26 protein-coding genes are annotated in these 24,970 nt (G+C 67.3%); 17 read left to right on the top strand and 9 right to left on the bottom strand.

Annotated elements, in window-relative coordinates:
- The 3 genes from EB75_RS14335 to kstD form a co-directional block, all read right to left on the bottom strand.
- The coding region (locus tag EB75_RS14335; RefSeq protein ID WP_073696044.1) for an MPT63 family protein at window positions 1-595 on the bottom strand (595 nt) is incomplete at its 3' end.
- A 209-nt stretch (window positions 596-804) separates the two neighbouring features.
- Entirely contained in the window at window positions 805-1,665 is an 861-nt protein-coding gene (gene chsH3, locus EB75_RS14330; RefSeq protein ID WP_073696043.1) for an enoyl-CoA hydratase ChsH3, read from the bottom strand.
- Window position 1,666: 1 nt separating this feature from the next.
- Window positions 1,667-3,349, bottom strand: coding sequence for a 3-oxosteroid 1-dehydrogenase (kstD, locus tag EB75_RS14325; RefSeq protein ID WP_073696050.1), 1,683 nt, complete (start codon window positions 3,347-3,349; stop codon window positions 1,667-1,669).
- Between the two features lie 71 nt (window positions 3,350-3,420).
- Here kstD and EB75_RS14320 point away from each other — a divergent pair, with 71 nt between their 5' ends.
- The 3 genes from EB75_RS14320 to dmpG are packed head-to-tail and all read left to right on the top strand — an operon-like array spanning window position 3,421 to window position 6,225.
- Entirely contained in the window at window positions 3,421-4,206 is a 786-nt protein-coding gene (locus EB75_RS14320) for a 2-keto-4-pentenoate hydratase (RefSeq protein WP_073696042.1), read from the top strand.
- A 28-nt stretch (window positions 4,207-4,234) separates the two neighbouring features.
- Entirely contained in the window at window positions 4,235-5,164 is a 930-nt protein-coding gene (locus EB75_RS14315; RefSeq protein ID WP_073696041.1) for an acetaldehyde dehydrogenase (acetylating), read from the top strand.
- On the top strand, window positions 5,161-6,225 hold the full coding sequence (gene dmpG / locus EB75_RS14310) for a 4-hydroxy-2-oxovalerate aldolase (protein WP_073696040.1): 1,065 nt from the start codon (window positions 5,161-5,163) through the stop codon (window positions 6,223-6,225). Before EB75_RS14315 ends, dmpG begins: the two co-directional genes overlap by 4 nt.
- A 162-nt stretch (window positions 6,226-6,387) precedes the next feature.
- Here dmpG and EB75_RS14305 read toward each other — a convergent pair whose 3' ends face one another.
- On the bottom strand, window positions 6,388-7,797 hold the full coding sequence (locus EB75_RS14305) for a wax ester/triacylglycerol synthase family O-acyltransferase (RefSeq protein WP_073696039.1): 1,410 nt from the start codon (window positions 7,795-7,797) through the stop codon (window positions 6,388-6,390).
- Between the two features lie 179 nt (window positions 7,798-7,976).
- Here EB75_RS14305 and EB75_RS14300 point away from each other — a divergent pair, with 179 nt between their 5' ends.
- Genes EB75_RS14300 through EB75_RS14280 form a run of 5 tightly spaced genes read left to right on the top strand, consistent with a single transcriptional unit; the run spans window position 7,977 to window position 13,318 of the window.
- Window positions 7,977-8,774 (top strand): SDR family NAD(P)-dependent oxidoreductase, encoded by a 798-nt coding sequence (locus tag EB75_RS14300; RefSeq protein ID WP_073696038.1) that lies wholly within the window; start codon window positions 7,977-7,979, stop codon window positions 8,772-8,774.
- Window positions 8,775-8,787: 13 nt separating this feature from the next.
- The gene (locus EB75_RS14295) at window positions 8,788-9,555 is read left to right on the top strand and encodes a glucose 1-dehydrogenase (RefSeq protein WP_286150194.1); all 768 of its coding nucleotides are present in this window, start codon (window positions 8,788-8,790) and stop codon (window positions 9,553-9,555) included.
- A gap of 37 nt (window positions 9,556-9,592) precedes the next feature.
- Complete coding sequence (locus tag EB75_RS14290) at window positions 9,593-10,594, top strand: permease (RefSeq protein WP_073696036.1); 1,002 nt, start codon at window positions 9,593-9,595, stop codon at window positions 10,592-10,594.
- Window positions 10,591-11,256, top strand: a complete 666-nt coding sequence (locus tag EB75_RS14285) for a TIGR03943 family putative permease subunit (RefSeq protein WP_073696035.1) — start codon at window positions 10,591-10,593, stop codon at window positions 11,254-11,256. Before EB75_RS14290 ends, EB75_RS14285 begins: the two co-directional genes overlap by 4 nt.
- Entirely contained in the window at window positions 11,213-13,318 is a 2,106-nt protein-coding gene (locus EB75_RS14280) for a RecQ family ATP-dependent DNA helicase (RefSeq protein ID WP_073696034.1), read from the top strand. Before EB75_RS14285 ends, EB75_RS14280 begins: the two co-directional genes overlap by 44 nt.
- Window positions 13,319-13,323: 5 nt before the next feature.
- Here EB75_RS14280 and EB75_RS14275 read toward each other — a convergent pair whose 3' ends face one another.
- Window positions 13,324-13,974, bottom strand: a complete 651-nt coding sequence (locus tag EB75_RS14275) for a GNAT family N-acetyltransferase (protein ID WP_083612268.1) — start codon at window positions 13,972-13,974, stop codon at window positions 13,324-13,326.
- 165 nt (window positions 13,975-14,139) lie between these two features.
- Between EB75_RS14275 and EB75_RS14270 the strand changes: the two genes are divergently transcribed.
- Entirely contained in the window at window positions 14,140-14,670 is a 531-nt protein-coding gene (locus EB75_RS14270) for a hemophore-related protein (RefSeq protein WP_244872758.1), read from the top strand.
- Here the strand turns inward: EB75_RS14270 and EB75_RS14265 are convergent.
- Window positions 14,667-15,557 carry an IclR family transcriptional regulator gene (locus tag EB75_RS14265; RefSeq protein ID WP_174557669.1) on the bottom strand — a complete coding sequence of 297 codons (891 nt, stop codon included), beginning with the start codon at window positions 15,555-15,557 and terminating at the stop codon, window positions 14,667-14,669. The genes EB75_RS14270 and EB75_RS14265 overlap by 4 nt on opposite strands.
- A gap of 160 nt (window positions 15,558-15,717) precedes the next feature.
- Here EB75_RS14265 and EB75_RS14260 point away from each other — a divergent pair, with 160 nt between their 5' ends.
- The 4 genes from EB75_RS14260 to EB75_RS14245 all read left to right on the top strand — a co-directional run bounded on the left by EB75_RS14260 (window position 15,718) and on the right by EB75_RS14245 (window position 19,700).
- On the top strand, window positions 15,718-16,845 hold the full coding sequence (locus EB75_RS14260; RefSeq protein WP_073696032.1) for a hypothetical protein: 1,128 nt from the start codon (window positions 15,718-15,720) through the stop codon (window positions 16,843-16,845).
- Between the two features lie 2 nt (window positions 16,846-16,847).
- Window positions 16,848-17,630 (top strand): SDR family oxidoreductase, encoded by a 783-nt coding sequence (locus tag EB75_RS14255; RefSeq protein WP_073696031.1) that lies wholly within the window; start codon window positions 16,848-16,850, stop codon window positions 17,628-17,630.
- Window positions 17,627-18,769 carry a sulfotransferase family protein gene (locus EB75_RS14250; protein WP_073696030.1) on the top strand — a complete coding sequence of 381 codons (1,143 nt, stop codon included), beginning with the start codon at window positions 17,627-17,629 and terminating at the stop codon, window positions 18,767-18,769. The genes EB75_RS14255 and EB75_RS14250 overlap by 4 nt, the downstream gene beginning before the upstream one ends.
- A 130-nt stretch (window positions 18,770-18,899) precedes the next feature.
- Window positions 18,900-19,700: a phthiotriol/phenolphthiotriol dimycocerosates methyltransferase gene (locus tag EB75_RS14245; protein WP_073696029.1), complete on the top strand. Its 801-nt coding sequence runs from the start codon at window positions 18,900-18,902 to the stop codon at window positions 19,698-19,700.
- Between the two features lie 2 nt (window positions 19,701-19,702).
- Here EB75_RS14245 and EB75_RS14240 read toward each other — a convergent pair whose 3' ends face one another.
- Window positions 19,703-20,203, bottom strand: coding sequence for a hypothetical protein (locus EB75_RS14240; protein WP_073696028.1), 501 nt, complete (start codon window positions 20,201-20,203; stop codon window positions 19,703-19,705).
- Window positions 20,203-21,366 (bottom strand): 3-ketosteroid-9-alpha-monooxygenase, oxygenase component, encoded by a 1,164-nt coding sequence (locus EB75_RS14235; protein ID WP_073696027.1) that lies wholly within the window; start codon window positions 21,364-21,366, stop codon window positions 20,203-20,205. Before EB75_RS14235 ends, EB75_RS14240 begins: the two co-directional genes overlap by 1 nt.
- 127 nt (window positions 21,367-21,493) lie before the next feature.
- On the opposite strand from EB75_RS14235, the gene EB75_RS14230 reads away from it, so the two are divergent.
- Entirely contained in the window at window positions 21,494-22,018 is a 525-nt protein-coding gene (locus EB75_RS14230; RefSeq protein ID WP_073696026.1) for a gamma carbonic anhydrase family protein, read from the top strand.
- 67 nt (window positions 22,019-22,085) lie between these two features.
- A complete protein-coding gene (locus EB75_RS14225) occupies window positions 22,086-22,610 on the top strand; it encodes a hypothetical protein (protein WP_073696025.1) in 525 nt (174 codons plus the stop codon).
- Between the two features lie 7 nt (window positions 22,611-22,617).
- Here EB75_RS14225 and EB75_RS14220 read toward each other — a convergent pair whose 3' ends face one another.
- The gene (locus EB75_RS14220) at window positions 22,618-23,193 is read right to left on the bottom strand and encodes a TetR/AcrR family transcriptional regulator (protein WP_073696024.1); all 576 of its coding nucleotides are present in this window, start codon (window positions 23,191-23,193) and stop codon (window positions 22,618-22,620) included.
- Window positions 23,194-23,284: 91 nt separating this feature from the next.
- Here EB75_RS14220 and EB75_RS14215 point away from each other — a divergent pair, with 91 nt between their 5' ends.
- Together EB75_RS14215 and EB75_RS14210 are read left to right on the top strand one after the other, a co-directional pair.
- The gene (locus tag EB75_RS14215; RefSeq protein ID WP_073696023.1) at window positions 23,285-24,187 is read left to right on the top strand and encodes an MBL fold metallo-hydrolase; all 903 of its coding nucleotides are present in this window, start codon (window positions 23,285-23,287) and stop codon (window positions 24,185-24,187) included.
- The gene (locus tag EB75_RS14210) at window positions 24,184-24,960 is read left to right on the top strand and encodes an SDR family NAD(P)-dependent oxidoreductase (protein WP_073696022.1); all 777 of its coding nucleotides are present in this window, start codon (window positions 24,184-24,186) and stop codon (window positions 24,958-24,960) included. The genes EB75_RS14215 and EB75_RS14210 overlap by 4 nt, the downstream gene beginning before the upstream one ends.
- Window positions 24,961-24,970: the final 10 nt, after the last annotated feature.

Genomic DNA, 24,970 nt, shown 5'->3' with positions numbered 1-24,970 from the left:
CAGGAGCAGCGGCCGGAGCGGCAGTGGTGGGCGCCGCGGCAGGAGCCGGGGTGGCGGCCGGAGCGGCGACCCGGGCCGGGGCGGCGGCCGGAGCGGCACCGGTGGTGGTGCTCTGCGCGCCCTGGTGCCACATGGCGACGTCGCGGCCGCCGGTGTTGAAGACGACGCACTGCGGGGCTGCGCCGGTCACGTCGAAGTACAGCTTGCCGGTGGTCTTCTGGCCCTGAGCCAGGGTCGCGGGGTTGACGCCCTCCGGGGTCGCGATACCGAACAGGACGCGGTAGTTCTGGCCATCAGCGGCCCGCGCGTTGAAGTTCGACACGAACGGGGTGGCGCCGCCCTGGATTGCCTCGTCGGTGGCGGTGGCCTCCCACAGGGTGCCGTTGGGCTTGTAGGCGATGACATCGGTGCTGGGCTTGAGGTCCGAGACGGTCCAGCCCTGCACGTCGTTACCGTCGGCGAGCTTGGCCTGCTGGCCGATGTTGACCTTGATCACGTCGGCGTCGTTACCCTCGGCGAGTGCGAACGGCGCCGCCAGTACGCCGACGGCACCGATCGCCGCGATCGCGGTGGTGGTGATTTTCGTGATTTTCACGTTGTTTCTCTCCTAAGTCGTCCGACGGGCGGCTTCCCCCACGGAAGTTGAGTCACGTGTAATCGGATAATTACTGACTACTACGCAAAACTAGCAGGTTGAGTGCCAGCTGTGGATGCCGGTAGACACGACAAAACGCCCCCCTGCTACCGCCACCATTGTGCCGGAATCGGCCGCCGCATGGGCGGCCGATTCCGCGTACGTCCTGGTCAGGACGCAGTGAGTTCGATTCCGGCAAGCACGACGACGTTGTCCCGGCTCGGCGCCGTCAGCACGCCGGTGATTCGTTCACCGTCACGCCAAAGGTTGGCCTGCAAGGTTTCACCCGGGATCACGGTGCCCGCGAAGCGCGCGCCGTAGGACCGGACCCGGCCTGCGTCACCGTCGAGCACGTTGTCGACGATGGCCTTGCAGCCGATGCCGTAGGTGCACAGACCGTGCAGGATCGGGCGGTCGAAGCCGGCGGCCTTGGCGAATGCCGGGTCCGAGTGCAGCGGGTTGCGGTCACCGCAGAGCCGGTACAGCAGGGCCTGCTGCGGCAGCGTGGGCAGCGCGATCTGCAGGTCCGGTGCCCGGTCGGGCTCGGCCGCCGAGGTCGACGGACCGCGGTCGCCACCGAAGCCACCCTCGCCACGGGCGAAGATGGACCGCTTCTGCTTCCACAGCGGAGCGCCGTCGAGGGTGGTCACGGTGGTCTCCGACCAGATGACGGCGGCCTTGCCCTTGTCCCAGATCTCGGTGAACCTGGTGACGGCGCGGCCCGTGCCCGCCGGCGGGATCGGCGCGTCGGTGTAGATGGCCTCGCTGGCGTGCAGCACCCGGCTGAGCTCGATGTCGATGCCCGGGAACTTGACCGACGGAGCCTTGGTCTCGTGGAAGCTCTGAGCCACGTTGCCGAACGTCGGCAGCACCTGCGGCTTGTCGTCGATCAGGTAACGCAGTTCGCGCTCGCTCATCGGGTCCGCGCCGGCACCCAGGCCCAGGTGGTACAGCTGCACATCGCTGCTGCTCCACGAGAATTCGACGGGCGCCAGTTCGGCGCCGATGGCCTCATCGAGATTGATCGGCATGTCAGCCCTTTCCTGCCACGTGCAGTGCCGCGAGGTATCCGAAGGTCATGGCGGGGCCGATGGTCCCGCCGGGGCCGGGGTAGGTGTGACCCATCACCGGTCCACTGACGTTGCCAGATGCGTACAGGCCCTCGATCACCGAGCCGTCTTCACGCAGCGCGCGACCGTGGATGTCGGTGACGATGCCGCCCTTGGTACCGAGGTCGCCGGGCACCATCTTGGCCGCGTAGAACGGGCCGTGCTTGATCTCGCCCAGGTTCGGGTTCGGCTTGTTGGTCGGGTCGCCGTAGTAGCGGTCGTAGGCGCTGTTGCCGCGGCCGAAGTCCTCGTCGACGCCGCTGCGGGCGAAGCCGTTGAAGCGCTCGACAGTGGCCTTGAGGGCGTCGACGGGCAGCTTGGTCAGCTCCGCCAGCTCCTCCAAGGTGTCGGCCTTGACGACGACGCCGGCCTCGGTCCACTTCTTCGGAATGCGTTGTCCCGGCTGCAGACCCGCGAAGATGTAGCGGTTGCGGTACTGCTGGTCGAAGAGCAGCCACGCCGGCACGTTCTCGCCCGGGCCGTCGCCCTGGCCGTACTGGCCGCCGTACATGTGGTGGCAAGCCTCGACATACGGCATGGATTCGTTCATGAACCGCTTGCCGTTCAGGTTCACGATGATGGAGCCGGGGGAGTTGCGCTCGGACAGCGCGAACCACGGGTTGTCGGGCAGGGGGACGGTCGGTCCCCACCACGCGTCTTCCATGATTTCCAGTGCGGCGCCGAGCTTTTCGGCCGCCAGGATGCCGTCGCCGGTGTTGGCCTTGGCGCCCACGGTCCAGTCGGTGGTGATCGGCTGGCGCTGGTACTTGGTGCGCATCTCTTGGTTCTTCTCGAAGCCGCCGCTGCCCAGGATCACCGCGCGGCGGGCCCGGATCAGTTGCGGCTCAGCATTGTTCGCGTCACGGGCATCAACCACATAGATGCCGGCAACCCGGCCGTTCTCGTAGTAGAGGTCGGTCAGCGCGGTGTTCAGCTGCACTGGCACGCCGGCCTTCTGCAGCCCGATGCGCAGCGGCGCGATCAGGGCGCGGCCCATGCCGACGAGGTTCTTGCCGGTGACGCCGGCCCAGGTGGCGCGGATGCCGACCTTGAGGCTGCGCAGCACGCCGCGCGGGTGGCGCTTGAGCTGGTTGAGCCGAACGTAATCCTGTTGCATCACAACCATGTTCAGCGGGACCTTGCCGTACGCCGGCTCCAGGCCGTGCTCGTCGGCCCCGAGCTTCTTGGCGTTGAACGGCTTGGGCTCGACGGACCGTCCGCCGGCGCGGCCGCCCTCGACCTCCGGGTAGTAGTCGGAGTAGTTCGGCACCCAGCAGAGCTTCAGTGGCGAGTTCTTGAGGACGAACGACAGCATCTCGGGGCCGCGCTGCAAGTAGGTGTCGATCTTCTCGGCGGGAACCACGTCGCCGACGATCTTGTGCAGGTAGGTGCGGGCCGCCTCAGGGGTGTCTTTCACCCCCGCACGCTGCAAAATCTCATTGTTCGGGATCCAGACGCCGCCACCTGACCGCGCAGTGGAACCTCCATAGTGTGGGGCCTTTTCAACGACTACTGTCGAAAGGCCCTGATGGGCTGCGGTGAGGGCGGCGACCATACCGGCTGCACCGCTGCCGACGACGACGACGTCGTACTCCTGTCCAGTCATGTAGAACACGTTATAGAATTGCCCGGCCTGTGGACAACTGCGCCGGTCCATGAAGTTAGGGGAATTCACGAATGCTGTCCGACAACGTGCGTGCTGAGCTCGCCGCCTCGCTGGCCCAGGCCGAGCGCAGCCGGGTGGCGATGTCGCCGATGACCGACACCTACGCCGACATCGATGTGGTCGACGCGTACGAGATCCAGCTGCTCAACATCCGTCAGCGGGTCGCGGAAGGTGCCCGCGTGGTGGGACACAAGGTTGGTCTGTCCAGCGAGGCCATGCAGAAAATGATGAATGTGGATGAACCCGATTACGGGCACCTCCTCGACGACATGGAGGTATTCGAGGACAAGCCCGTGCTGACCTCGAAGTACCTGCTGCCGCGGGTCGAGGTCGAGGTCGGGTTCGTGCTGGCCGACGATCTGCCGGGCGCCGGCTGCACCGAGGACGACGTGCTGGCCGCCACCGCCGCGTTCGCGCCGGCCATTGAGCTGATCGACACCCGCATCACCAACTGGCAGGTCAAGTTGTGCGACACCATCGCCGACAACGCGTCCTCCGCCGGCTGGGTGCTGGGCAAGGAGCGGGTGTCGCCCAAGGACATCGACATCCGCAACATCGACGCCGTGCTCAAGTGCAACGGCGAGGTGCTGGGCGAGGGCCGCAGCGACGCGGTGCTGGGCAACCCCGTCACCGCCGTGGCGTGGCTGGCCCGCAAGGTCGACCAGTTCGGCGTGCGCCTGAAGGCCGGCGACGTGGTGCTGCCCGGTGCCTGCATGCGGGCGTTCGACGCCAAGCCGGGAGACGATTTCGTCGCCGAGTTCGCCGGATTGGGTTCCGTCCACCTGTCTTTCGCGTAATACCCAAAGTTTCAAAAGAGGAGTGAGCATGCCGTCCAAAGCGAGCGTCGCGATCGTCGGCTCGGGAAATATCAGTACTGACCTGCTGTACAAACTGCTGCGGTCGGACTGGCTCGAGCCGCGCTGGATGATCGGTATCGATCCGGAGAGCGAGGGCCTGGCCCGCGCCCGCAAGCTCGGGCTGGAGACCAGCGCCGAAGGGGCGGACTGGCTGCTGGCCCAGAGCGAGAAGCCGGACTTCATCTTCGAGGCCACCAGCGCCTACGTGCACAAGGCGTACGCGCCGCGGTACGAGGAAGCCGGCATCCGCGCCATCGACCTGACCCCGGCCGCCGTCGGCCCCGGCGTCATCCCGCCGGCCAACCTGCGGGCGCACCTGGATTCGATGAACGTCAACATGGTCACCTGCGGTGGCCAGGCCACCATCCCGATGGTCTACGCCGTGTCGCGTGCCGTCGAGGCGCAGGGCGGCGTGCCCTACGCCGAGATCGTGGCGTCGGTGTCGTCGGCTTCGGCGGGCCCCGGCACCCGGGCCAACATCGACGAGTTCACCAAGACCACCAGCGCCGGCGTGCGCAACATCGGTGGCGCCCGCGACGGCAAGGCGATCATCATCCTGAACCCGGCCGAGCCGCCGATGATCATGCGCGACACCATCTTCTGCGCCATCCCCGAGGACGCCGACCACGCTGCCATCACGCAGTCGGTCAAGGACGTGGTCGCCGAGGTGCAGACCTACGTGCCCGGTTACCGGCTGCTCAACGAGCCGCAGTTCGACGAGCCGTCGGTGGTCAACGGTGGCCAGCACGTCGTCAGCATCTTCGTCGAGGTGGAAGGTGCCGGCGACTACCTGCCGACCTACGCTGGAAATCTGGACATCATGACGGCCGCGGCCACCAAGGTGGGCGAGGAGATCGCCAAGGAAATCGTGGGCGCATCGCAAGGAGCACAAGCATGACCACTGCACTTCAGCCCGGAGACATCTTCTTCGACGCCGCCTGGGACGTCCGGATGACGGACACCTCGCTGCGCGACGGTTCGCACCACAAGCGACACCAGTTCACCGCTGACGAGGTGCGCGCTATCGTCGGCGCTCTCGACAACGCCGGCGTCCCGGTCATCGAGGTGACCCACGGCGACGGCCTCGGTGGTTCGAGCTTCAACTACGGGTTCTCCAAGACCCCGGAGCAGGAGCTCATAACCATCGCGGCCGAGACCGCGAAGAACGCCAAGATCGCCTTCCTGATGCTGCCGGGTGTCGGCACCAAGGAAGACATCCGCATCGCACAGGGCAACGGCGGTTCCATCTGCCGCATCGCCACCCACTGCACCGAGGCCGACGTCTCGATCCAGCACTTCGGCTTCGCCCGTGAGCTGGGCCTGGAGACCGTGGGCTTCCTGATGATGAGCCACACCATCTCTCCGGAGAAGCTGGCCAAGCAGGCCCGCATCATGGCCGACGCCGGCTGCCAGTGCATCTACGTCGTGGACTCCGCGGGCGCCCTGGTGCTCGAAGGTGTCGCCGACCGAGTGGCCGCTCTGGTCGCCGAACTGGGTTCGGATGCCCAGGTTGGTTTCCACGGACACGAGAATCTCGGTCTGGGCGTTGCCAATTCGGTCGAGGCCGTGCGTGCCGGTGCCAAGCAGATCGACGGCTCCTGCCGCCGGTTCGGTGCCGGTGCGGGCAACGCGCCCGTCGAGGCGCTGGTCGGCGTGTTCGACAAGATCGGCGTCAAGACCGGTATCGACTTCTTCGACATCGCGGATGCCGCGGAAGAGGTTGTCGCCCCGGCGATGCCGGCCGAGTGCCTGCTGGACCGCAACGCGCTGGTGATGGGCTACGCGGGCGTGTACTCCAGCTTCCTCAAGCATGCGGTGCGTCAGGGCGAGCGCTACGGCGTGCCCGCGCACGAGCTGCTGCTCCGCGTCGGCCAGCGCAAGCTGATCGGTGGCCAGGAGGACCAGCTGATCGACATCGCTCTCGAGATTCAGCGGGAGCGGGCTGAGGGTAAGGCCTGAGTTACTTCCCGCGAGCGGCCGTGTTTGTACGGCGACACACCGTGTTTTGCGTACATTCTGCGCACGCTCACGCGCGGCGAGGGTGACGTAATTGCCCGCCTCGAACCCACCAAAAACGCCGGCCGCCCCGAACGGGACGGCCGGCGTTTTTGCGTAGCCGGGTCAGCTGTTGACGGTGTCCGCCGCGGGCTCGCAGCGAGCCACCAGCTCGGCCAGCGCCGCCGGCAGGCGGTCGGCGATGCCCTGCGGATCGGACACCTGGTCGGTGCAGGTGAGCACGCAGATCTGCATGCCGCCCTCGTAGCTCCAGCCGGTGATGTTCATGCCCATCGGGAAGACCAGCGGGCCGGTCGAGATCAGCTTCTCGACGGGTGCGCCGCCGAAGTACAGCGTCTTCTGCGGGCCGCGCATGTTCGAGGCGATCATGCTGAACATCGGCCGCTTCTTGACCTGCGCGCCGATGGTCGGCAGCACGCGCGAGTAGACCTTGAACAGCGGCCAGTACTCCATCCAGTCGTGCTGCAGCCAGGCGTCGCGCTCGCTCTGCACCTCGCGGGCGGTGGCGGTGTTCGCCGAGATTGTCTTCAACCGCTCGACGGGATCGGCGATGTTGGTGGCGAGCTCGACGTTCCAGCGGGCCACCTTGTTGCCCCAGCGGTCACCGTCCTGCGGGCGCATCGACACCGGCACGACGGCGGTCATGGTGTCGTCGCCGACCGGCCCGCGGGAGGCCTGGTATTCGCGAAGGACGGTGCTGCACATGGCGAGGAAGACGTCGTTGACGCTGACGCCGAACGTCTTCGACACCCGCTTGATCTGGTCCATCTCGACGTTGACGAACGCGAAGCCGCGGTTGGCGGTCAACGGTTCGTTGAACGGCAGAGCCGGCGGGATGAAGGCCTCGGCGTAGCCGGGCTTGCCTGCCTTCTGCCGGTTCTGGATGGTGCGCGTGACCTTCGCCGTGCGGGCCAGGACCTTCGGGAATTTGGTCAGGGACTTGACCTGCTGGCGCGCCACCATAGGCAGCCACTCGGCGGTCGGTGGCCGGTGCTCGTCGGGAACCGGACGGGCCGACGGCTCGGGCAGCTTGGCGCCGGGGTCCTGGCTGTAGAACTGCTCGAGCAGGTTCAGCGACGCCATGCCGTCGGCCACCGCGTGGTGGATTTTGAGGACCAGCGCGACGCGTCCGTCGGCCAGGCCGTCGATGTACCACATCTGCCAGGCCGGGCGGTTGCGATCGAGTGGCTCTTCGAAGAGCTTGGCGATCGCCGCGCCCAGCTCACGGTCCGTGCCGGGAGCGGCGGCGGTGGCGCGTTTCATGTGGTAGTTCAGATCACCGCGGGCGCGGGTGACCCACCACGGGCGCCCGGCGCCGAACCGCGGCGACATCAGCTGCCACTGCAGGGGCTCGACGCGGTCGACGAGACCGGGCAGTGCGGCCCGGACAGCCTCGAAGGTGATGGGCTCGTGGCCCTGTGCCGGATCGAGCACGACGGCCTTGATGGTGTGCTGCGGCTGGACGGCACTTTCCCATGCCAGGAAGCTGTTGTCCTCGCCCGATAAACGTCGCATACATCACTATGAGGCCAAAAATGTGAGCCAGCGGACATGTTGTCTCGTTGATTGGGAACTACCTCTGAATTTCCCCTGGTACCGCATTTAGCGTGCACATCATGAGCTGACTCCGCGTCGCGACGCGGAGCTTGAGGGGCTCCGCCGGTCGGTGTCTGCAATGTGAATGGAGTAGGGATATGCAACTGAGGAACAGCCGGGTTCTGGTCACCGGTGCCAGCCGTGGACTGGGCAAGAACATCGCGCAGTCGATGGCCCGGCGTGGTGCCGACGTCGCGCTGGTCGCCCGCAACGCCGACCAGCTCGAAGAGCTGGCCAAGGAACTCGGCGGCAAGGCATATCCGACCGATCTGATGGACCCGGCGGCCGTCGAAGCGCTGATCGACCGCGTCGAGGCCGACGGTCCCATCGACGTCATCATCAACAACGCCGGTGTGGACCGCGTCGGCCGCTTCTACGAGGCGTCGGCTCAGGATGTGCGAGACCTGTTGCAGGTCAACCTGATTGCTCCGATGGAGCTGTGTCGCCAGGTCATGCCGCTGATGATCAAGCGCGGCCGCGGCCACATCGTCAACGTGTCCTCGATGGGCGCCATCTCGACCGGACCGGGCGTCACCCTGTATGGCGCGTCCAAGGCCGGCCTCAGCCACTTCACCGCCGGCATCCGCTCCGAGCTGCGCCAGAAGCCGGTCAACACCACGCTGGTGCAGATCGGTGAGGTCAAGACCGACATGATCGACCACATCCGGTCGTTCGGGCCGGCCCGTCGCACCATCGAGCGGTCACTCAAGTGGCGGATGATCCCGCAGGAGCCGCTGGACGCCGACATGGTCGCCGACGCGATCGCCGACGCCATCGAAAACGAGAAGAAGCACGTCATCCTGCCCAAGCGCATCGCGGCGATGGCCTACCTCACCGAGACCCCGCGCAAGGTGTCCGAGCTCATGCTGACCGGCATCGACCAGGACTCCGACTAGACATGGGTGGCGGGTGGGAGTCACAGTGGATCTGACCGGCAAGGTCGCGATCATCACGGGCGCGGCACGCGGTCAAGGCGAGGCCGAGGCGAGGCTGCTCGCCGCGCGCGGCGCGAAGGTCGTGCTCACCGACGTCCTGGTGGAGGAGGGGGAGGCTGTCGCCGCATCGATCGGCGCCGCCGCCCGCTTCCAGCGCCACGACGTCGGTAGCGAAAGTGATTGGCTGACAACGGTCGAACTGGCGCTGAGCGAATTCGGCCGGATCGACGCGCTGGTCAACAATGCGGCGATCTGCACCGTCGAACCACTCATGGACCACACCGCCGAGTCGTGGGAGCGGCAGCTGCGCGTCAATCTGATCGGCCCGTTCCTCGGCACGCAGGCCGTCGTCGGACCCATGCGGGCCATCGGTGGGGGCTCGATCATCAACATCTCCTCGCAGGCCGGTCTGCAGGGCCTGGCAGGCTACAGCGCCTACGGCGCCTCCAAATGGGGCCTGCGTGGTTTCTCCAAGGTCGCCGCAATCGAATTGGGGCCCATGGGAATCCGGGTCAACACCGTCTACCCCGGCATGATCGACACGCCGATGGTGGCGCACCTGCCGATCGAACGCGGCCTCGGCGGGCACCCCGGTGCGCCACTGACGCGGGTCGGTACCCCGGACGAAGTCGCCGAGGTGGTGGCGTTCCTGGCGTCGGACGCGTCGTCGTACATGACGGGTGCGGATCTGGCGGTCGACGGCGGCGCCAGCGCGGGCCGGATTCCGGTCGTCCCGACGTAACGAGCGGCTTGTCAGACTTCCCCGGCAAGATGGGCGCATGGCCGGGGACGAATCAACGCTGGCGCCGGACCGCAGACGCCGGGCCGGGTCGATGGAGCTGCTGCTCGTCGCCCTCACCGGCCTGGCGTTGTCGGGTTCCTGGGTCAGCGGTGTTCTGACCGACCACGCCCGCCTGGCCGCCGCGGCCACGGTGTTCTGCGGGGTGTTCGTGCAGGCCCTGCCGTTCCTGGTGCTGGGCGTGATCGTCAGTGGCCTGGTGGCCGCGTACGTCACCCCCGAACGGCTGGCTCGCTGGCTGCCGCGCCGGCCCGCGCTCGCGGTGGCGGTGGCCGGTGTCGGCGGTGCTGCCCTGCCCGGATGTGAGTGCGGGTCGGTGCCCGTGGCGCGGCGCTTGTTCAGCGGCGCGACGGCCGGGGCCGCGCTCACTTTCATGTTGTCGGCGCCGGCGATCAACCCGGTGGTGCTGGTGGCGACGGCGGTCGCGTTCCCCGGGCAACCGCAGATGGTGGTGGCCCGCTGCGTCGCGTCGTTGGCGACCGCTGTGGTGATGGGTCTGCTGTGGCAGCGCTGGGGCCGCACCGAATGGGTGACCCGCGCACTGCCCGCTCATCACGATGACGGCGCGTCCCGATTCACCGTCTTCAGCGAGGCGGCCCGGCATGACTTTCTGCAGTCCGCGGCCTATCTGGTGCTCGGCGCCGGCGCGGCGGCGGTGCTGCGCGCGGCCGTGCCGCCATGGGTGTTCGAGCACGTCGCCGGCAATCTGGTGATCGGCGTCGTGACCATGGCGCTGCTGGCGGTGGTGCTGGCGCTGTGTTCGGAGGCCGACGCGTTCGTCGCGGCCAGCCTGACCATGGTCCCGCTGGTGCCGCGCCTGGTGTTCCTGGTGGTTGGCCCGGCCGTGGACGTCAAGCTGTTCGCGATGCAGGCCGGGGTGTTCGGCCGGCCGTTCGCGACGCGATTCGCGCCGGTGACCCTCGTGGTGGCGACGGCCTGCGCGACGGCCGTCGGCCTGCTGATGCTCGGGGATGCGCCGTGAGCCGCGAAACCCAGAACATTCTGGTGCTGCTGATCGGGCTCAGCACGGGCCTCATCGCGGTGAAGGGCACGTACCTGAATTTCGTGAAACCGGCGCTGCTGCCGTGGCTGGTGGTCGCCGCCGTCCTGCTGGTGGCGCTGGCTCTGGTGTGCCTGGTGCGGGACCTGCGCCACGGGCCACCGAGCGGACATCACCACCGGGGGGTGCTGGCGTGGCTGCTGCTGCTACCGGTGGCGCTGACCGCGTTCGTCACCGTGCCGCCGATGGGCGCGGTCGGTGCCGAGACGGTGACCGCGGCGGTCGCGCCGCCGCAGCGGGCCTTTCCGCCACTGCCGGCCGACGGGGTGGTGCCGCTACCGGAGGTCGTGCTGCGGGCGGCCGCTGATTCGACGAAAAGCCTTGAGGGCCGGACCATCACCGTCACCGGGTTCGTCATGGGTGACCATCTGGCCCGCGTCGTGATCGTGTGTTGCGCCGCCGACGCGCAACTGGCCCGTGTCCGGCTGACCGGCGCCATCGGTTCGCACCCGGACGACACCTGGCTGAAGGTGCAGGGCAAGGTGATACCCGGGTCGTCCAGCCCGTCCACGAATTTCGTCCCGACCATGGAAGTGACCAGTGCCGACCCAATTCCCAAGCCCCGCAACACCTACGCGTACTGACGCCCAGGCCCTGCTCGAACAACTCGCCGGCCCCGGTGCCGTGCTGCGCGACGACCAGTGGGTGGCCATCGAAGCCTTGGTGGTGCAGGGCCGGCGGGCGCTGGTGGTGCAGCGCACCGGGTGGGGGAAGTCCGCGGTGTACTTCATCGCCGCCAAATTGCTTCGGGCGGCCGGCCGCGGTCCGACGGTGATCGTCTCGCCGCTGCTGGCGCTGATGCGCAACCAGGTGGCCTCGGCCGAGCGGGCCGGGGTGCGGGCAGCGACCATCAACTCGAGCAACGTCACCGAATGGGATGAGGTCCACCGGCGCGTAGCAGCCGGTGACCTCGACGTGCTGCTGGTCAGTCCGGAACGATTGAACAATCCCGACTTTCGGGACGCGGTGCTGCCGGCGCTGGCCGCCGACGCTGGGCTGGTCGTGGTCGACGAGGCACACTGCGTCTCGGACTGGGGCCATGACTTCCGGCCGGACTACCGGCGCATCCGCACGCTGATCGGCGAGCTGGGTGCGGGCATACCGGTTCTCGCCACCACCGCGACCGCCAATGACCGCGTGGTGCAGGACGTGGCCGCGCAGTTGGGCGTCGGCGGTGCCGACAAAGACACCCTGGTGCTGCGCGGCGGGCTCGACCGCGAGTCACTGCGGCTGTCGGTGGTGCAGGCCGGGGGACCGGCCCAGCGCGCGGCATGGCTTGCGGCGCATCTCGATTCGCTGCCCGGCTCGGGCATCGTCTACACCCTGACGGTGTCGCAGGCCCACGACATCGCCGCGCTCCTGCGTGAACAAGGCCACATCGTGGCCTCCTACACCGGTTCCACCGAGGCCGCCGAACGCGAACAGCTGGAAGCCGACCTGCTGAACAACCGGGTCAAGGCATTGATCGCCACCTCCGCGCTGGGCATGGGATTCGACAAACCGGACCTGGGTTTCGTGGTGCACCTGGGTGCGCCGTCGTCGCCCATCGCGTACTACCAACAGGTGGGCCGTGCCGGTCGTGCCACCGCCAGCGCCGAGGTGATCTTGCTGCCGGGCAAAGAGGACGCCGACATCTGGCGCTACTTCGCCTCCGTCGCTTTCCCATCGGAACCCTTGGTGCGCAAGGTGATCGGGGAACTGGAGCCGGACCGGGCGCTGTCCACAGCCGCGCTGGAACCGCTGGTCGACCTCAACCGGTCCCGGCTGGAGATGGTCCTCAAGGTCCTCGACGTCGACGGTGCGGTGCGCCGCGTCAAGGGCGGCTGGATCAGTACCGGTGAGCCGTGGTCGTACGACGAAGAGCGCTATCGGAACCTGGACGCCGCGCGGCAGCGTGAGCAGCAGGCGATGCTCGACTACCAGGCGACCACCGAGTGCCGAATGGTGTTCCTGCGCAGTCAACTCGACGATCCCGAGCTCGACGGCAACGGCTGCGGCCGGTGCGACAACTGCGCCGGCTCGCACTACACAGCTGACGTCGACGCCGAGGCCGCGTCGACAGTGCGGGACCAGCTGATGCGTCCCGGTGTCGAGATCGCGCCGCGCAAGCAGTGGCCAACAGGGTTGGGCTCCTTGGGAATTGCGCTCTCCGGTCGGATTGCGGGCGGTGCCGAACCGGGCCGCGTGATCGGGCGGCTCACCGACCTCGGTTGGGGTGCACGCCTGCGACAACTGCTCGACGGGCCGGATGGCGAGGTGCCCGACGCCGTCGTGCAGGCGGCCGTTGCGGTGCTCAAGGCCTGGAACTGGAAGGAACGTCCGGTGGCGGTGCTGGGGCTGGATTCCGAACATCACCCGCAATTGATCGGCTCGCTGGTGACCCGGTTGGCGGAACTGGGCCGGTTGCAGAACTTGGGCACGCTGTACTACCGGCCGCAGCGGCGGCCCGTGACGGCGGCCAATTCTGCGTACCGCGTTGCGGCGCTGGTGGATTCGTGGGAGGTGCCGACGCTGGACGTGAGCGGTCCGGTACTGCTGGTCGACGATCTGGTCGACACCGGCTGGACCATGACCATGGCGACGCAGGTGCTGCGTGCTGCCGGGGCGCCCGCAGTGCTGCCGTTCGCGATCGCGTCGGTCAGCTGAGTCGGCTACGGCCGGCGCAGGCCTAGTTGATCGACCACCGCGTTGACGCCACGCAGGTGGATATCGTTGCGGCGCATCGTGTCCCACTGCCCGCGGGTCATGGTGAACTCCAGCATGGTGTCGAGCACACCACGCCGTGACTGCCGGGACGATCCCGTCTGCGCATAGGGTAGTGACCGCGTGACACCGAGCGACGCCGCGTTGTCGTGCCAGGCCGCGGTACGCGCCAGGTCGGCGTCGAACCCAGCGAAGATCAGGTGCAGCGCTGCCGCCCGCATCTCCCGGCCGAGGCCGCGGCCCTGATGGCGACGGCCCAGCCAGGACCCGGTGGACACGGTCCGGCGGGTGGGGAAGCCGTCGGCAGTCACGGCGCACACGCCGACGGCGTCGTCACCGGCGATGACGGCCATCGGCACGTCCCAATGCTCCGTCGAGACCTCGGCGCGGGTCTGCCGGAAGTACTGCACGGTGTTGCGCTCCAGCTCGGGAGGGACCGCGTCGGTCCACGGGACCGCGAACGGCATCGCGGCCGGATCGTGGATGCCTTCGGCGGCCAGGCGGGCAAGTTCGTCGGCCAGGCCCTCGGTGACGTGGCACAGCCGCAGAACCGGGGTGATCACCTCCAGGTCCGCCAGTGACCAGGGCGAAGGGCGCATGCCCAATACCAACACAGCCGAGCTAATTCACGAAAGTGAATATTTGCCGCTTCCAACCGTGCTGACCTGCAACTTCGGTCGCTTGTGTAACAGCAGCACCGTGGCGAGCGAAATTACCCCCAGAGGCCGGGGAAGACCGATGCGGCCAGGACCAAGGAGGACTCCATGACTCGTGCCGTGACGTTCGGCCGTTCCACTCTCGGATTCATCGCTCTGGGCGCTGCCTGCGCCGCGATTGCCACGCCCCAGGTGCACGCTGATCCGGTGAGCCCGACATCGCCGACCACCTCGGCCACCGCGTCGCCGACCACGACGGCGACCACCGCCGCGACCCCGACCACCTCGGCTACGCCGACCACGTCGACCACGGCGCCGTCGACCACCACGACCACCACGGTGGCGCCGGCCGCCACCGTCGCCGACTGCAGCACCGCGACGCTGTCCAAGACCATCAGCACGGTGACCCTGCAGCTCTCGGACTACTTCGCCGCGCACCCGGATGCCGACGCGGCGCTGCTCGACGCCACCCGGCAGTCGGCATTCGCCGCCATGAGCCAGTTCGACAGCTACTTCAAGGCCCACCCCGACGAGGCCGACGCGCTGCGCGGCATCCAGGCTCCGCTGGCCGCCTACAAGGACCGCTGCGGCCTGCAGGTCGCGCCGACCGACGCCCTGGCAGTGCTGAACGGCGTCTAGCCGGGCTGCGACCCGCCCAGCTGCGCCGTCAGCGTCGCAGCTGCGGCGACCAGTCCACGTGCCCGCTTGGTGATCTCCGCATCGGTGAGGGCGTGGCCGATCTGCAGTGACAGCACCATCACCTGACGTTGATGATGGTCGAACACCGGCGCGGCGATGACGCTGATGTCGTGCTTGGACCGGCCGCTGGACTCGCTGGGCAGGTACACGCGCTCACCGATATCGGAGACGAGTTCGCCGAGCAGGACCCGCAATTCGTCGGGCAGGTTGCTCGACATGCCCGCCATCATGGCGTACAGCCGGCGGCCGCCGGGCGTCAGCCGTTCGACGAGATAGCCCGATTCGCGGCACTCGGCGATGACGCGCTCCAGTCGAGCACTGTCGGTGCGCAGCGGAATGGTGGGCTCCTTGGCCAGCCAGTCGCGCACGGCGCGCTCGTCCCACAGCACGAACATGAGCCCGACGGGCGGGGCGAACGGATAGCTCTGCCCGACCTGCACCGGCTCCGGACTCCCCGGCGGCGCAACGAGTTCCAGCAGCGTGATGCGATCGTCGATCACCGCCGACAGCGCCGCCGTGGCGTTGAACGCCTCTGACAGCCGGCGCAGTTCCGCTCGCGCGGCCGGGCTGATGCGCATGGACTCCTGCGCGGTGTGGCCCAGCGTGATCAACCGCGGGCCCAGCCGGTAGGTCTTCTCTGCGGCATCGCGCACCAGGTACCCGGCTTCGGCGAGGGTGGTGACGATGCCCAGGCACGTGGGCTTGCTGAGGTCGAGCCGGCGCGCCAACTCGGACAGCCCGAACTGCTCGTGGGGGTGCCGGGCCAGGAAATCGAGCACCGCGACGACGCGGGCGGTGGGCGGCGACGCGCGACCGGTGTCCGTCATGGCAAGCAATGTACGACAGCGGTCCAAATATGGACCGCCGTCGGGGGTTCTGCCACCCCGGCTGAGCTGCGCGGCATTGACGACGACTGCAACGCGTTCTACTCTTCAGTCGGAATATCTACCGATGCGTTCCAATATTGGAACGGAAGGGTGCCACCGAATGTTTTCGCAGTCGTTCGTCGACGCCGTCGCCGAGGCGGAGCGCCTCGTCGCCGCGGCGCCGTTCATCGAAACCGAGGCCGACCTGCTCGAAGGCCTGCAGTACCTCGCCGGTTGTATCGCGTCGTGCACGCACGTCGCCTTCGACTTCGACAAGGACCACCCGTTCCTGCACAGCGGCACCGGCCCGTTCGAGAAGATGGGCCTCGACAACCCCGACACCATGTACTTCGGCACCCGCGTGCAGCCGGGCCACGAGTACGTCGTCACCGGGCGTCGCGGCACCACCACCGACGTCAGCTTCCAGCTGCTCGGCGGTGAGTACACCGACGCCAACGTGCCGGACAGCGAGACGGCGTTCGACGACCGCAAGCTCGACATCGCCGAGGACGGCACGTTCGAGTGGCGGTTCACGCCGGCCACCCCGGCGCAGTTGGTGATCCGCGAGGTCTACAACGACTGGTCGGCACAGCGCGGCACGTTCGCGATCTCCCGCACCGACACCGCGGGCACCGCACCGGAGCCGTTGACCCGCGAGCTGATCGAGAAGCGCTACGCCGTCGCCGGCAAGCAGCTGGTGCAGCGGGTCAAGACCTGGCTGCAGTTCCCGAAGTGGTTCTACGACAACCTGCCGGTCAACACCCTGACCGCGCCGCGACTGACGCCGGGCGGCCTGGCCACGCAGTACTCGTCCGTCGGGCACTACGACATGACGCCGGACCAGGCCATGGTCATCACGCTGCCGGTGTCGGATGCGCCGTACCTGGGCTTCCAGCTGGGCAGCCTCTGGTACATCTCGCTCGACTACATCAACCACCAGACGTCGCTGAACGGCACCCAGGCGCAGGCGGATCCGGACGGCAAGATCCGGATCGTGGTGTCCGAGAACAACCCTGGCGTGACCAACTGGTGCGAGACGCTGGGCCATGCCAAGGGCTACCTGCAGTTCCGCTGGCAGCGGGTATCCCGCGAGCTGACGGCCGAGGACGGCCCGACGTGCGAGGTGGTGAGCCTCGACGAGGTGGCGGCGAAGCTGCCGTTCTACGAGAGCAACAAGATTTCCGACGAAGATTGGCGCGCGCGGATCGCGCTGCGGCAGAAGCTTATTGGCGAGAGGATGGTGGGCTGACCGTGAGCGGACTGCTGACGAGCAAGGTGGTGGTGATCAGCGGCGTCGGGCCCGGGCTCGGGACGACGCTGGCGCGCCGATGTGCGGAGAACGGCGCCGACCTGGTGCTGGTCGCCCGTACGGTGGAGCGGCTCGAGGTCGTCGCCAAGGAGGTGACGGCACTGGGCCGTCGCGCACTGGTGGTGGGCGCCGACATCACCGACGAGGAGCAGGTCGCCAACGTGGTGGCCCGCACCACGGCGGAGTTCGGCAAGGCGGACGTGTTGATCAACAACGCGTTCCGGGTGCCGTCGATGAAGCCCTTCGCGAACACGACGTTCGAGCACATGCGGGATGCCATCGAGCTGACGGTGTTCGGCGCGCTGCGGATGACGCAGGGCTTCACCCCGGCACTAGAGGCCGCCAAAGGCGCTGTGGTGAACGTCAATTCGATGGTCGTGCGCCATTCGCAGGCCAAGTACGGCGCCTACAAGATGGCCAAGTCGGCGCTGCTGGCCATGTCGCAGACCCTCTCGACCGAGCTGGGCGAGAAGGGCATCCGGGTGAACTCGGTGATGCCGGGCTACATCTGGGGCGAAACGCTGGAGGGCTACTTCGGTCATCAGGCGCAGAAGTACGGCACCACCGTCGAGCAGATCTATGCGGCCTCGGCCGCCGGCTCCGACCTCAAGCGGCTACCGACCGAGGATGAGGTGGCCTCTGCCATCCTGTTCCTGGCCAGCGACCTGTCCAGTGGCATCACCGGACAGTCGCTCGACGTCAACTGCGGGGAGTACAAGGCATGACGCGCACCAACGTCGGCACCGTCGAGGACCTGCACGCCTCGGCCGTCAAGGCCTGTGGCCTGGAGGACTTCGGCGGCGACGACGACAACTACCTGGAAGCCCTTGGCGTGCTGCTGGATTCGTACCAGCGGGAGGCCGACCTCACCGAGCTCGGCAGCAAGATGCAGCGGTTCTTCACCCGCAACGCGCTGGTGGCCCGCCTGGTGTCCAACGCCGCGTTCAAGCAGTACCCACAGCACGCCGACGTACCGATCGAGCGGCCCATCTTCGTCACGGGCCTGCCGCGCACCGGAACCACGGTGATCCACCGGCTCCTGACGGCCGACCCGCGGCACCAGGGCCTGGAGATGTGGCTCGCCGAGTTCCCGCAGCCGCGGCCGCCGCGCGAAACCTGGCCGGACAACCCGGTTTTCAGTGCGCTCGACGCCCGGTTCAAGCAGGCGCACGAGGAGAACCCCGACTACACCGGCCTGCACTTCATGACGGCCGACGAGGTCGAGGAATGCTGGCAGCTGCTGCGTCAGTCGCTGCACTCGGTGTCCTACGAGACGCTGGCGCACGTGCCGTCGTACGCCAAGTGGCTGGCTCAGCAGGATTGGACCAAGTCCTACCAGCGGCACCGCAAGAACCTGCAGCTGATCGGCTTGAACGAGCCCGAAAAGCGTTGGGTGCTCAAGAACCCCAGCCACCTGTTCGCGCTGGAGGCGCTGCTCAAGGTCTATCCGGATGCGCTCGTCGTGCAGTGCCACCGGCCGGCCGAGACCATCATGGCGTCGATGTGCTCGCTCGCGCAGCACACCACGGCCGGCTGGTCGAACACCTTCACCGGCAAGGTGATCGGTGAAGATGCGCTCGAAACCTGGTCGCGCGGGCTCGAGCTGTTCGACGCCGAGCGGGCCAAGCATGATCCCAAGCAGTTCTGCGACGTCGACTACTTCGAGTTCATCAAGGACCCCGTCGGCGCCGTCGAGGGCATCTACCGCACGTTCGACATCGAGTTCACCGACGCCGCGCGGCAGGCCATGACCGAGAGCCACGCCCAGACTCAGCAGGGCCCGCGGGCGCCGAAGCACACCTACTCGCTGTCCGATTACGGGCTGACCGAGGAACAGGTCAAGGAACGTTTCGCAAACCTGTAACCTGCTGTTTTCTTTGCTCAGCTAACGAACAGTGCGTGGGTGGGAATACCGGAAATCCCCTGATATTGACGCTGATGCTGTGAAAGAGTCCATGCTCATGGTCGATACATCACGTCGGAAGTTTGACCCCATGATGGCGGCGGTCGGCATGACCCACCGCCACATGGGCAAACTGGTGTCCAGCTATGGCTACCGGATTCTCACCAAGTTCCTCGGTGACGATCAGGCCCATTTCCTCAACTGGGGATACGAAGAGGATCCCCCGATGGGGATCGCGCTGGAGAGCGTCGACGAGATCGATCGCTACTCCATCCAGCTCTATCACCGCACGGCCGACCAGATCGACCTGGCCGGGAAAGACGTCCTCGAGGTCAGCTGTGGCCACGGTGGTGCGGCGTCGTACATCACCCGGTACATGAAGCCGGCGTCGTACACGGGGCTGGACCTCAACCCCGCGGGCATCGAGTACTGCCGCAAGCACCACCAGCTGCCCAACCTGAAGTTCGTGCACGGTGACGCGGAGAAGCTGCCGTTCCCGGACGAGTCGTTCGACGCCGTCATCAACGTCGAGGCCGCCCACCTGTACCCCCATTTTCCGCTGTTCCTCCGCGAGGTCGCGCGGGTGCTGCGGCCCGGCGGCCACTTCCTGTATGCGGACCTGCGCGGCTCCGGCGGCGGGCACCTGGAGAAGTGGGAGGCCGATCTGGCGGCCGGCCCGCTGCGCGAGGTGTCGCAGCGGTCCATCGAGCACGAGGTGCTGCGCGGTCTGGAGAAGAACTCCGTCCGGCACACGGACCTGATCCAGCGACACACACCAAGGCTCCTGCGCGGCGTCGCGAAGGACATCGCGGGCGTCCAGGGTGCACGGCTGTACCAGCAGGTCGAGCGCGGCGACATCTTCTACCGCATCTACGACCTGGTAAAGGACTGAACTCAGCCGTCACCGGGTGAGGGGGCGGTGGAGAATTCCTCCAGGCACCCCTCGGCGACCGCATGCCTGATGCTGTCGGACATCTTCGGGCACGATCTGCTGCGGCTGGGGTCGCCGCCTTCGGCACGGATCTCGCTGAAAAACGCGCACCGCTGCGTCGCCTCCGAATTCCACTGCACCGCAGTGTGTTCGGGCCCCAGCTTCTTGACGGCCACCGTCGAGTGGCAGAACCGGCAGTCCACCGGAACCAGTCCGGAGGTCAGGTACCGCCGGCGGTCGGCCGCGGTGGCCTCCCGGACCGCCGCCAGGCGCGCCGGGTCGTCGGCGAAATCCGGTGCCTTGGACCAGGATCCGTGGGCCGGCGAATCGGATGGGGCATGCGCGTGGTCATCGTCATCGCCATGCCCCATCAACTGCAGCATCGAACGGGCCAGGCTCTCGGCTTCGTCGGCGGTGCCGACAAATGGGCTCCGAGCCTGATCCCGTTCGTCGTTTGCAGTCATTAGGAGGACTGCGCTGATTCTTTTTCGGACGACTTGGCTTCAGCCTGCAAGCGCAGGTTCTCGGCGACCTCGCCCTGCCACTTCTCGTTGGCGGCCGTGGTGTCGATCTCCAGCTCGAAGCGGTCGGTCATGTCGGGCGTGATGTCGGCGACGTCGACGTAGAACTGCTGGTACCAACGGCGCATCTGGTAGACAGCGCCGTCTTCCTCGACCAGCAGCGGGTTGTCGATGCGGGTCTTGTGCTTCCAGATCTCGACGTCCTGCATGAAGCCCTTGCTGACACCGTCGGTCATGGCGTCGGCCAGCTTCTGGGTGGTCTTCTCGTCCATGCCCTTGGGCTTCTCGACGATGACGCCCCACTGCAGCACGAACGCGTCCTGGCTGACCGGGTAGTGGCAGTTGATCAGGATCGACTCGGCCTTGTAGCCGCTGTAGTTGTTGTGCAGCCAGTTGATCATGAACGACGGCCCGAAGTAAGAGGCCTCCGAGTCCAGGTGCGCCTCGCCGTACTGGGTGCCCATGCCACCGATGTCCGGCCGGCCCACGTTGTGCAGGTACTGGCTGGCGATGTGCCCCTCGAAGACGTTCTTGAAGTACGTCGGCAGGCCGTAGTGGATGTAGAAGAAGTGCGCCATGTCAGTGACGTTGTCGATGATCTCGCGGCAGTTGCTGCCCTCGATCAGCAGCGAGTTCCACTGCCAGTCGGTCCAATCGTCGCTGTGGAATTCGGGGATCTCGGGGATCCGCACTTCTTCCTGCGGCGGGTTGCCCTCGTGGTCGTGCCAGACGAACAGCAGGCCGCCGCGGACGTCGGTGTGCCAGGCGCGGGTGCGGGCCAGGCGCGGGGTGCGCTTGGCGTAGGGCACCAGCTGGCACTTGCCGTCGCCGCCCCAGCGCCAGTCGTGGAACGGGCACGCGACGGCGTCGCCCTTGATGGTGCCCTGGGACAGGTCGCCGCCCATGTGCCGGCAGTAGCCGTCCAGGATCTTCAGGTCACCGTTCGAGTCTGCGAACACCACCAATTTGGTGCCGAATGCCTCGAACGAGTGCGGCTTGCCGTCCAGGAAGTTCTTCACAGGACCCACGCAGTGCCACCCACGGGCAAAGCGGTCCGGCAGTGCGCCGGTATCGATCTCGCGAACCCCCGCGGTTTCGGTGCTCACCTTGGCCTCCCAATCTGTGCCTAGTAACTAGAACACGTTACAGTTTTTCCTCGGTGCAGCGCAATGCAAGTGTCCCCACCTGCGGTGTATTGCGAGGGTGAGCGAAGCGACGGGGTAGGTTTTGACCATGCCGCTTTACTCCTTCGAGGGCCGAAGCCCGGTCGTCGACCCCACGGCCTTCATCGCCCCCACCGCCGTCCTGATCGGCGATGTCCGCGTCGAGGCCGGGGCATCGGTGTGGTTCAACGCGGTACTGCGCGCCGATTACGCGCCTGTCGTCATCCGGAACGGTGCAAACGTGCAGGACGGGTCCGTGCTGCACGCTCCGCCCGGCATTCCGGTCGACATCGGGCCCGGCGCGACCATCGCCCACCTGTGCGTCGTGCACGGCGCCCATGTCGGTGCCGAAGCGCTGATCGCCAACAACAGCACCATCCTCGACGGCGCGGTGATCGGCCGCCGCAGCCTGGTCGCGGCCCATTCGCTGGTGGTGGCCGGCACCAAGATCCCGGACGAGGTACTGGTGGTGGGCTCACCGGCCAAGATCCGCGGTCCGATCGCCGGCACCGGTGCACAGACCTGGGTGGACACCAATCCCGCGGCTTATCGGGAGTTGGGGCAGCGCTATCTGACGGGGCTGGGCGAACTCTAGGCGACCAACTCGAGCGGGTGTTTGCGTTTGGCTGGGAACCGGGTGGGTCCGGTGCGAGACTGGGCGGATGAAGTTGACGGTGTTCTCGGTTGCCGGCGGCATTGCGTTCCTGCTCGCCCCTGCAGCACAGGCGGCGCCGCCGCCGAACTTCCCGGACTTCACCGGCTTTGCCGTGGTGACCGACACCCATCAGGACACCTACCACGGTGAGTCGCTCCGGGTGGTCAGGTTCGCCACGCCAGACGGGGTGTTCTGCGGCATCAGCGCGCTGGGCCAGGTCGGTAATTCGGTGCGCTGCTATGGCCGGATCCCGGGACTGCAGGCGGTGGCCGTCACCACCGACCGGTATTCGCCGTCACCATGTGATTTCGGTGTGGCACAACTGCATGCGGCGTCGCCGGGCGTGCTCAGTCAGGTCAGTGGCGACTGTCCGACCGACCTGGCGGGCAGCGCACCGCTGGCGGTGGGACAGAAGGTCGTGGTGGGATCGGCCACCTGTGGCGTCGCGGCCGGCGATGTCACCGCGTGCCTGGACAAGACCGACGGGGGTCACGGCTTCGTGCTGACGCCCGCGGGTTCCTGGACGTTCTGACTGCGCTTCAGGCCAGTGCGCCCAGCCCGGCGCAGTAGGTGTCGACGTCGATGTCGACCGGGTTGAACGCGCTGAGCACGATGTAGCCGGCGACGGCGGCGGCGACGGCCCGGGCCGCGTCGTCGGCGCGGGTCGGGGTGGTCCACCTGGTGGCGGCGCGACGGAAGATCTCCAGTTGGCGCGCGAAGCTCGCGGTGACCACGGCCTGTGTCTCGGGCCGGGTCTGGGCGTGCGCCCAGCCCTGGACCGCCAGCCGAAACAGATCGACACCCTCTGTGTGGCAACGGAATTGGCGTAACTTTTCCAGCAGGGACCGGAGGAAATCCAGGCCGCTGGTGCTTTCGTCCAGGCCGACCTCGGCGGCAAGGGTCTCGAACTCGGCCATCGACCCGGTGATGGCGGCACGGATCATGTCGTCTTTCGACGCGAAGTACCGGTACATCAGCCCGGCCGATACCCCGGCCTCGGTGCGGATGTTCTCCATCGACGTGCCCTCGACGCCGAGTCGGGTGAAACAGCGTCGGGCGGCGTCGACGAAGCGGTCCGACTGGGCTTGACGATGGTCGTCGCTGACCTTGGGCATGCCGCCGATTCTACGTGAATAAACATTCACTATTGACGAGGCGGGCGCTTGGCGATAAAAATGAATGAACATTCATTGAAAGGGGTCGGCGATGACCGTCACCAAGGTGCACCACCTCAACTGCGCCTCGATACAGGGGATTTCGGTGCTCGGACAGCATCTGGTCTGCCATGTACTACTGCTGGAGACCTCCGACGCCGGACTGGTCCTGGTCGACACCGGACTGGGCAGCGCCGACTACCAGGACATGCCCTCGCGGCTGGGCTGGGAATTCGCCAAGGTCTACGCCCGCGCGCTGGTCGACCCGTCGCTGGCTGCCATCGAGCAGATCAAGGAGTTGGGCTTCGATCCGCGCGACGTCCGGCACATCGTGCAGACCCACCTGGACCTCGACCATGTCGGCGGGCTCAGCGACTTCCCGGACGCGTTGGTGCACGTGCATGCCACCGAACTCGACGCCGCCCAGCGCCGGGCCGGGATCCGTGGCAAGCGGCGCTACCGGCCGAAGATGTTCGCGCACAACCCGAAATGGCGAACCTACGCCGCCACCGGCGAGCCATGGCTGGGCTTCGACGCAGTCCGTGGACTGGAAGATCTCGGCGAGGACATCCTCATGGTGCCGCTGTTCGGGCACACCCACGGCCACTCCGGCATCGCGGTCAACGGCCCCGACGGCTGGTTGTTGTCCTGCGGCGACGCGTATTTCGATGCCCGTGAGGTCAAACTTCCGCAGCGCCGCTGCGGTATCGGCCCGGAACTCTTCCAATTGCTGGTGACCACCGAACGCGCCAACCGCCGCGACAACCAGGATCGACTGCGGGCGCTGAACGCCGATCATCCCGAAGTGGCCACCTTCTGCGGACACAACCCGTTCGAATACCTGGATCTGGTGGAGAAAGCCGGGCAGTCCCCGCGCGGTATCTCACCCACCCGGCGCTTTCGTCCGGAGAACCGGGCCATCGGCCGCGGCGATCGGCGGGTGAGTACCCGATGATCGATTACCGCAGCACCACCGCCCTGATCACCGGCGCCAGTTCGGGATTGGGCGCACAGTTGGCCCGGCGCCTGGCCGCTCGGGGCGCGAACCTGATCCTGGTGGCCCGGCGCACCGACCGGCTCGACGAGCTCGCGGCCGAGCTCGGGGGCAGTGTCCAGGTCGCCGTCTACGGCCACGACCTGGCGCAGCCGGGCGCGGGTGCGGTTCTGGCACAACGGATCGACGCGGACGGACTGACCGTCCACACCCTGATCAACAACGCCGGCACCGGCGTGCACGGCGACTTCATCAGCGCGGATCCGGCGGCGTTGATGACCGAAATCCAGCTCAACGTGGTGAGTCTGGTCGAGTTGACCAGAGCCCTACTGCCACAGCTGTCGCGCGGTCGCGGCGCACTGGTCAACATCGCCAGCACCAGCGCCTACCAGCCGACCCCGGCGATGGCCGTCTACGGCGCCGGCAAGGCCTTCGTGCTCAGCTTCACCGAAGCGCTCGCCTACGAGACCCGGCGCAGCCGGCTGCGGGTGCTCGCGGTGTCGCCCGGACCCATGCACACCGAGTTCTTCGACAAGCTCGGCACCACCCGACCGGGAGTCGGCCGCTGGCAGACACCCGATGACGTCGCGGAATTCACGCTGCGGACCCTGGATCGGCGCTGCCCGCCACCGAGTGCCATCGCCGGCGCACTCAATGCCATGCCGGTGTTCTTCTCTCGCTTCACCCCACGACGGGTCGTGTTGGCCCTCACCGGCCGCATGGTCGGTGCCTGACCTGAAAGGA

It is taken from the genome of Mycobacterium sp. ST-F2 (genome assembly GCF_001905655.1).
Lineage (GTDB): Bacteria > Actinomycetota > Actinomycetes > Mycobacteriales > Mycobacteriaceae > Mycobacterium.
This window is presented reverse-complemented; position numbering and strand designations above follow the sequence as displayed.

Bases quoted from the DNA above. Each gene is read 5' to 3' on its own strand.
- chsH3 (WP_073696043.1), bottom strand. From the start codon at position 1,665: ATGCCGATCAATCTCGATGAGGCCATCGGCGCCGAACTGGCGCCCGTC.
- kstD (WP_073696050.1), bottom strand. From the start codon at position 3,349: ATGACTGGACAGGAGTACGACGTCGTCGTCGTCGGCAGCGGTGCAGCC.
- EB75_RS14320 (WP_073696042.1), top strand. From the start codon at position 3,421: ATGCTGTCCGACAACGTGCGTGCTGAGCTCGCCGCCTCGCTGGCCCAG.
- EB75_RS14315 (WP_073696041.1), top strand. From the start codon at position 4,235: ATGCCGTCCAAAGCGAGCGTCGCGATCGTCGGCTCGGGAAATATCAGT.
- dmpG (WP_073696040.1), top strand. From the start codon at position 5,161: ATGACCACTGCACTTCAGCCCGGAGACATCTTCTTCGACGCCGCCTGG.
- EB75_RS14305 (WP_073696039.1), bottom strand. From the start codon at position 7,797: ATGCGACGTTTATCGGGCGAGGACAACAGCTTCCTGGCATGGGAAAGT.
- EB75_RS14300 (WP_073696038.1), top strand. From the start codon at position 7,977: ATGCAACTGAGGAACAGCCGGGTTCTGGTCACCGGTGCCAGCCGTGGA.
- EB75_RS14290 (WP_073696036.1), top strand. From the start codon at position 9,593: ATGGCCGGGGACGAATCAACGCTGGCGCCGGACCGCAGACGCCGGGCC.
- EB75_RS14275 (WP_083612268.1), bottom strand. From the start codon at position 13,974: ATGCGCCCTTCGCCCTGGTCACTGGCGGACCTGGAGGTGATCACCCCG.
- EB75_RS14270 (WP_244872758.1), top strand. From the start codon at position 14,140: ATGACTCGTGCCGTGACGTTCGGCCGTTCCACTCTCGGATTCATCGCT.
- EB75_RS14265 (WP_174557669.1), bottom strand. From the start codon at position 15,557: ATGACGGACACCGGTCGCGCGTCGCCGCCCACCGCCCGCGTCGTCGCG.
- EB75_RS14260 (WP_073696032.1), top strand. From the start codon at position 15,718: ATGTTTTCGCAGTCGTTCGTCGACGCCGTCGCCGAGGCGGAGCGCCTC.
- EB75_RS14250 (WP_073696030.1), top strand. From the start codon at position 17,627: ATGACGCGCACCAACGTCGGCACCGTCGAGGACCTGCACGCCTCGGCC.
- EB75_RS14245 (WP_073696029.1), top strand. From the start codon at position 18,900: ATGATGGCGGCGGTCGGCATGACCCACCGCCACATGGGCAAACTGGTG.
- EB75_RS14240 (WP_073696028.1), bottom strand. From the start codon at position 20,203: ATGACTGCAAACGACGAACGGGATCAGGCTCGGAGCCCATTTGTCGGC.
- EB75_RS14230 (WP_073696026.1), top strand. From the start codon at position 21,494: ATGCCGCTTTACTCCTTCGAGGGCCGAAGCCCGGTCGTCGACCCCACG.
- EB75_RS14225 (WP_073696025.1), top strand. From the start codon at position 22,086: ATGAAGTTGACGGTGTTCTCGGTTGCCGGCGGCATTGCGTTCCTGCTC.
- EB75_RS14220 (WP_073696024.1), bottom strand. From the start codon at position 23,193: ATGCCCAAGGTCAGCGACGACCATCGTCAAGCCCAGTCGGACCGCTTC.
- EB75_RS14215 (WP_073696023.1), top strand. From the start codon at position 23,285: ATGACCGTCACCAAGGTGCACCACCTCAACTGCGCCTCGATACAGGGG.
- EB75_RS14210 (WP_073696022.1), top strand. From the start codon at position 24,184: ATGATCGATTACCGCAGCACCACCGCCCTGATCACCGGCGCCAGTTCG.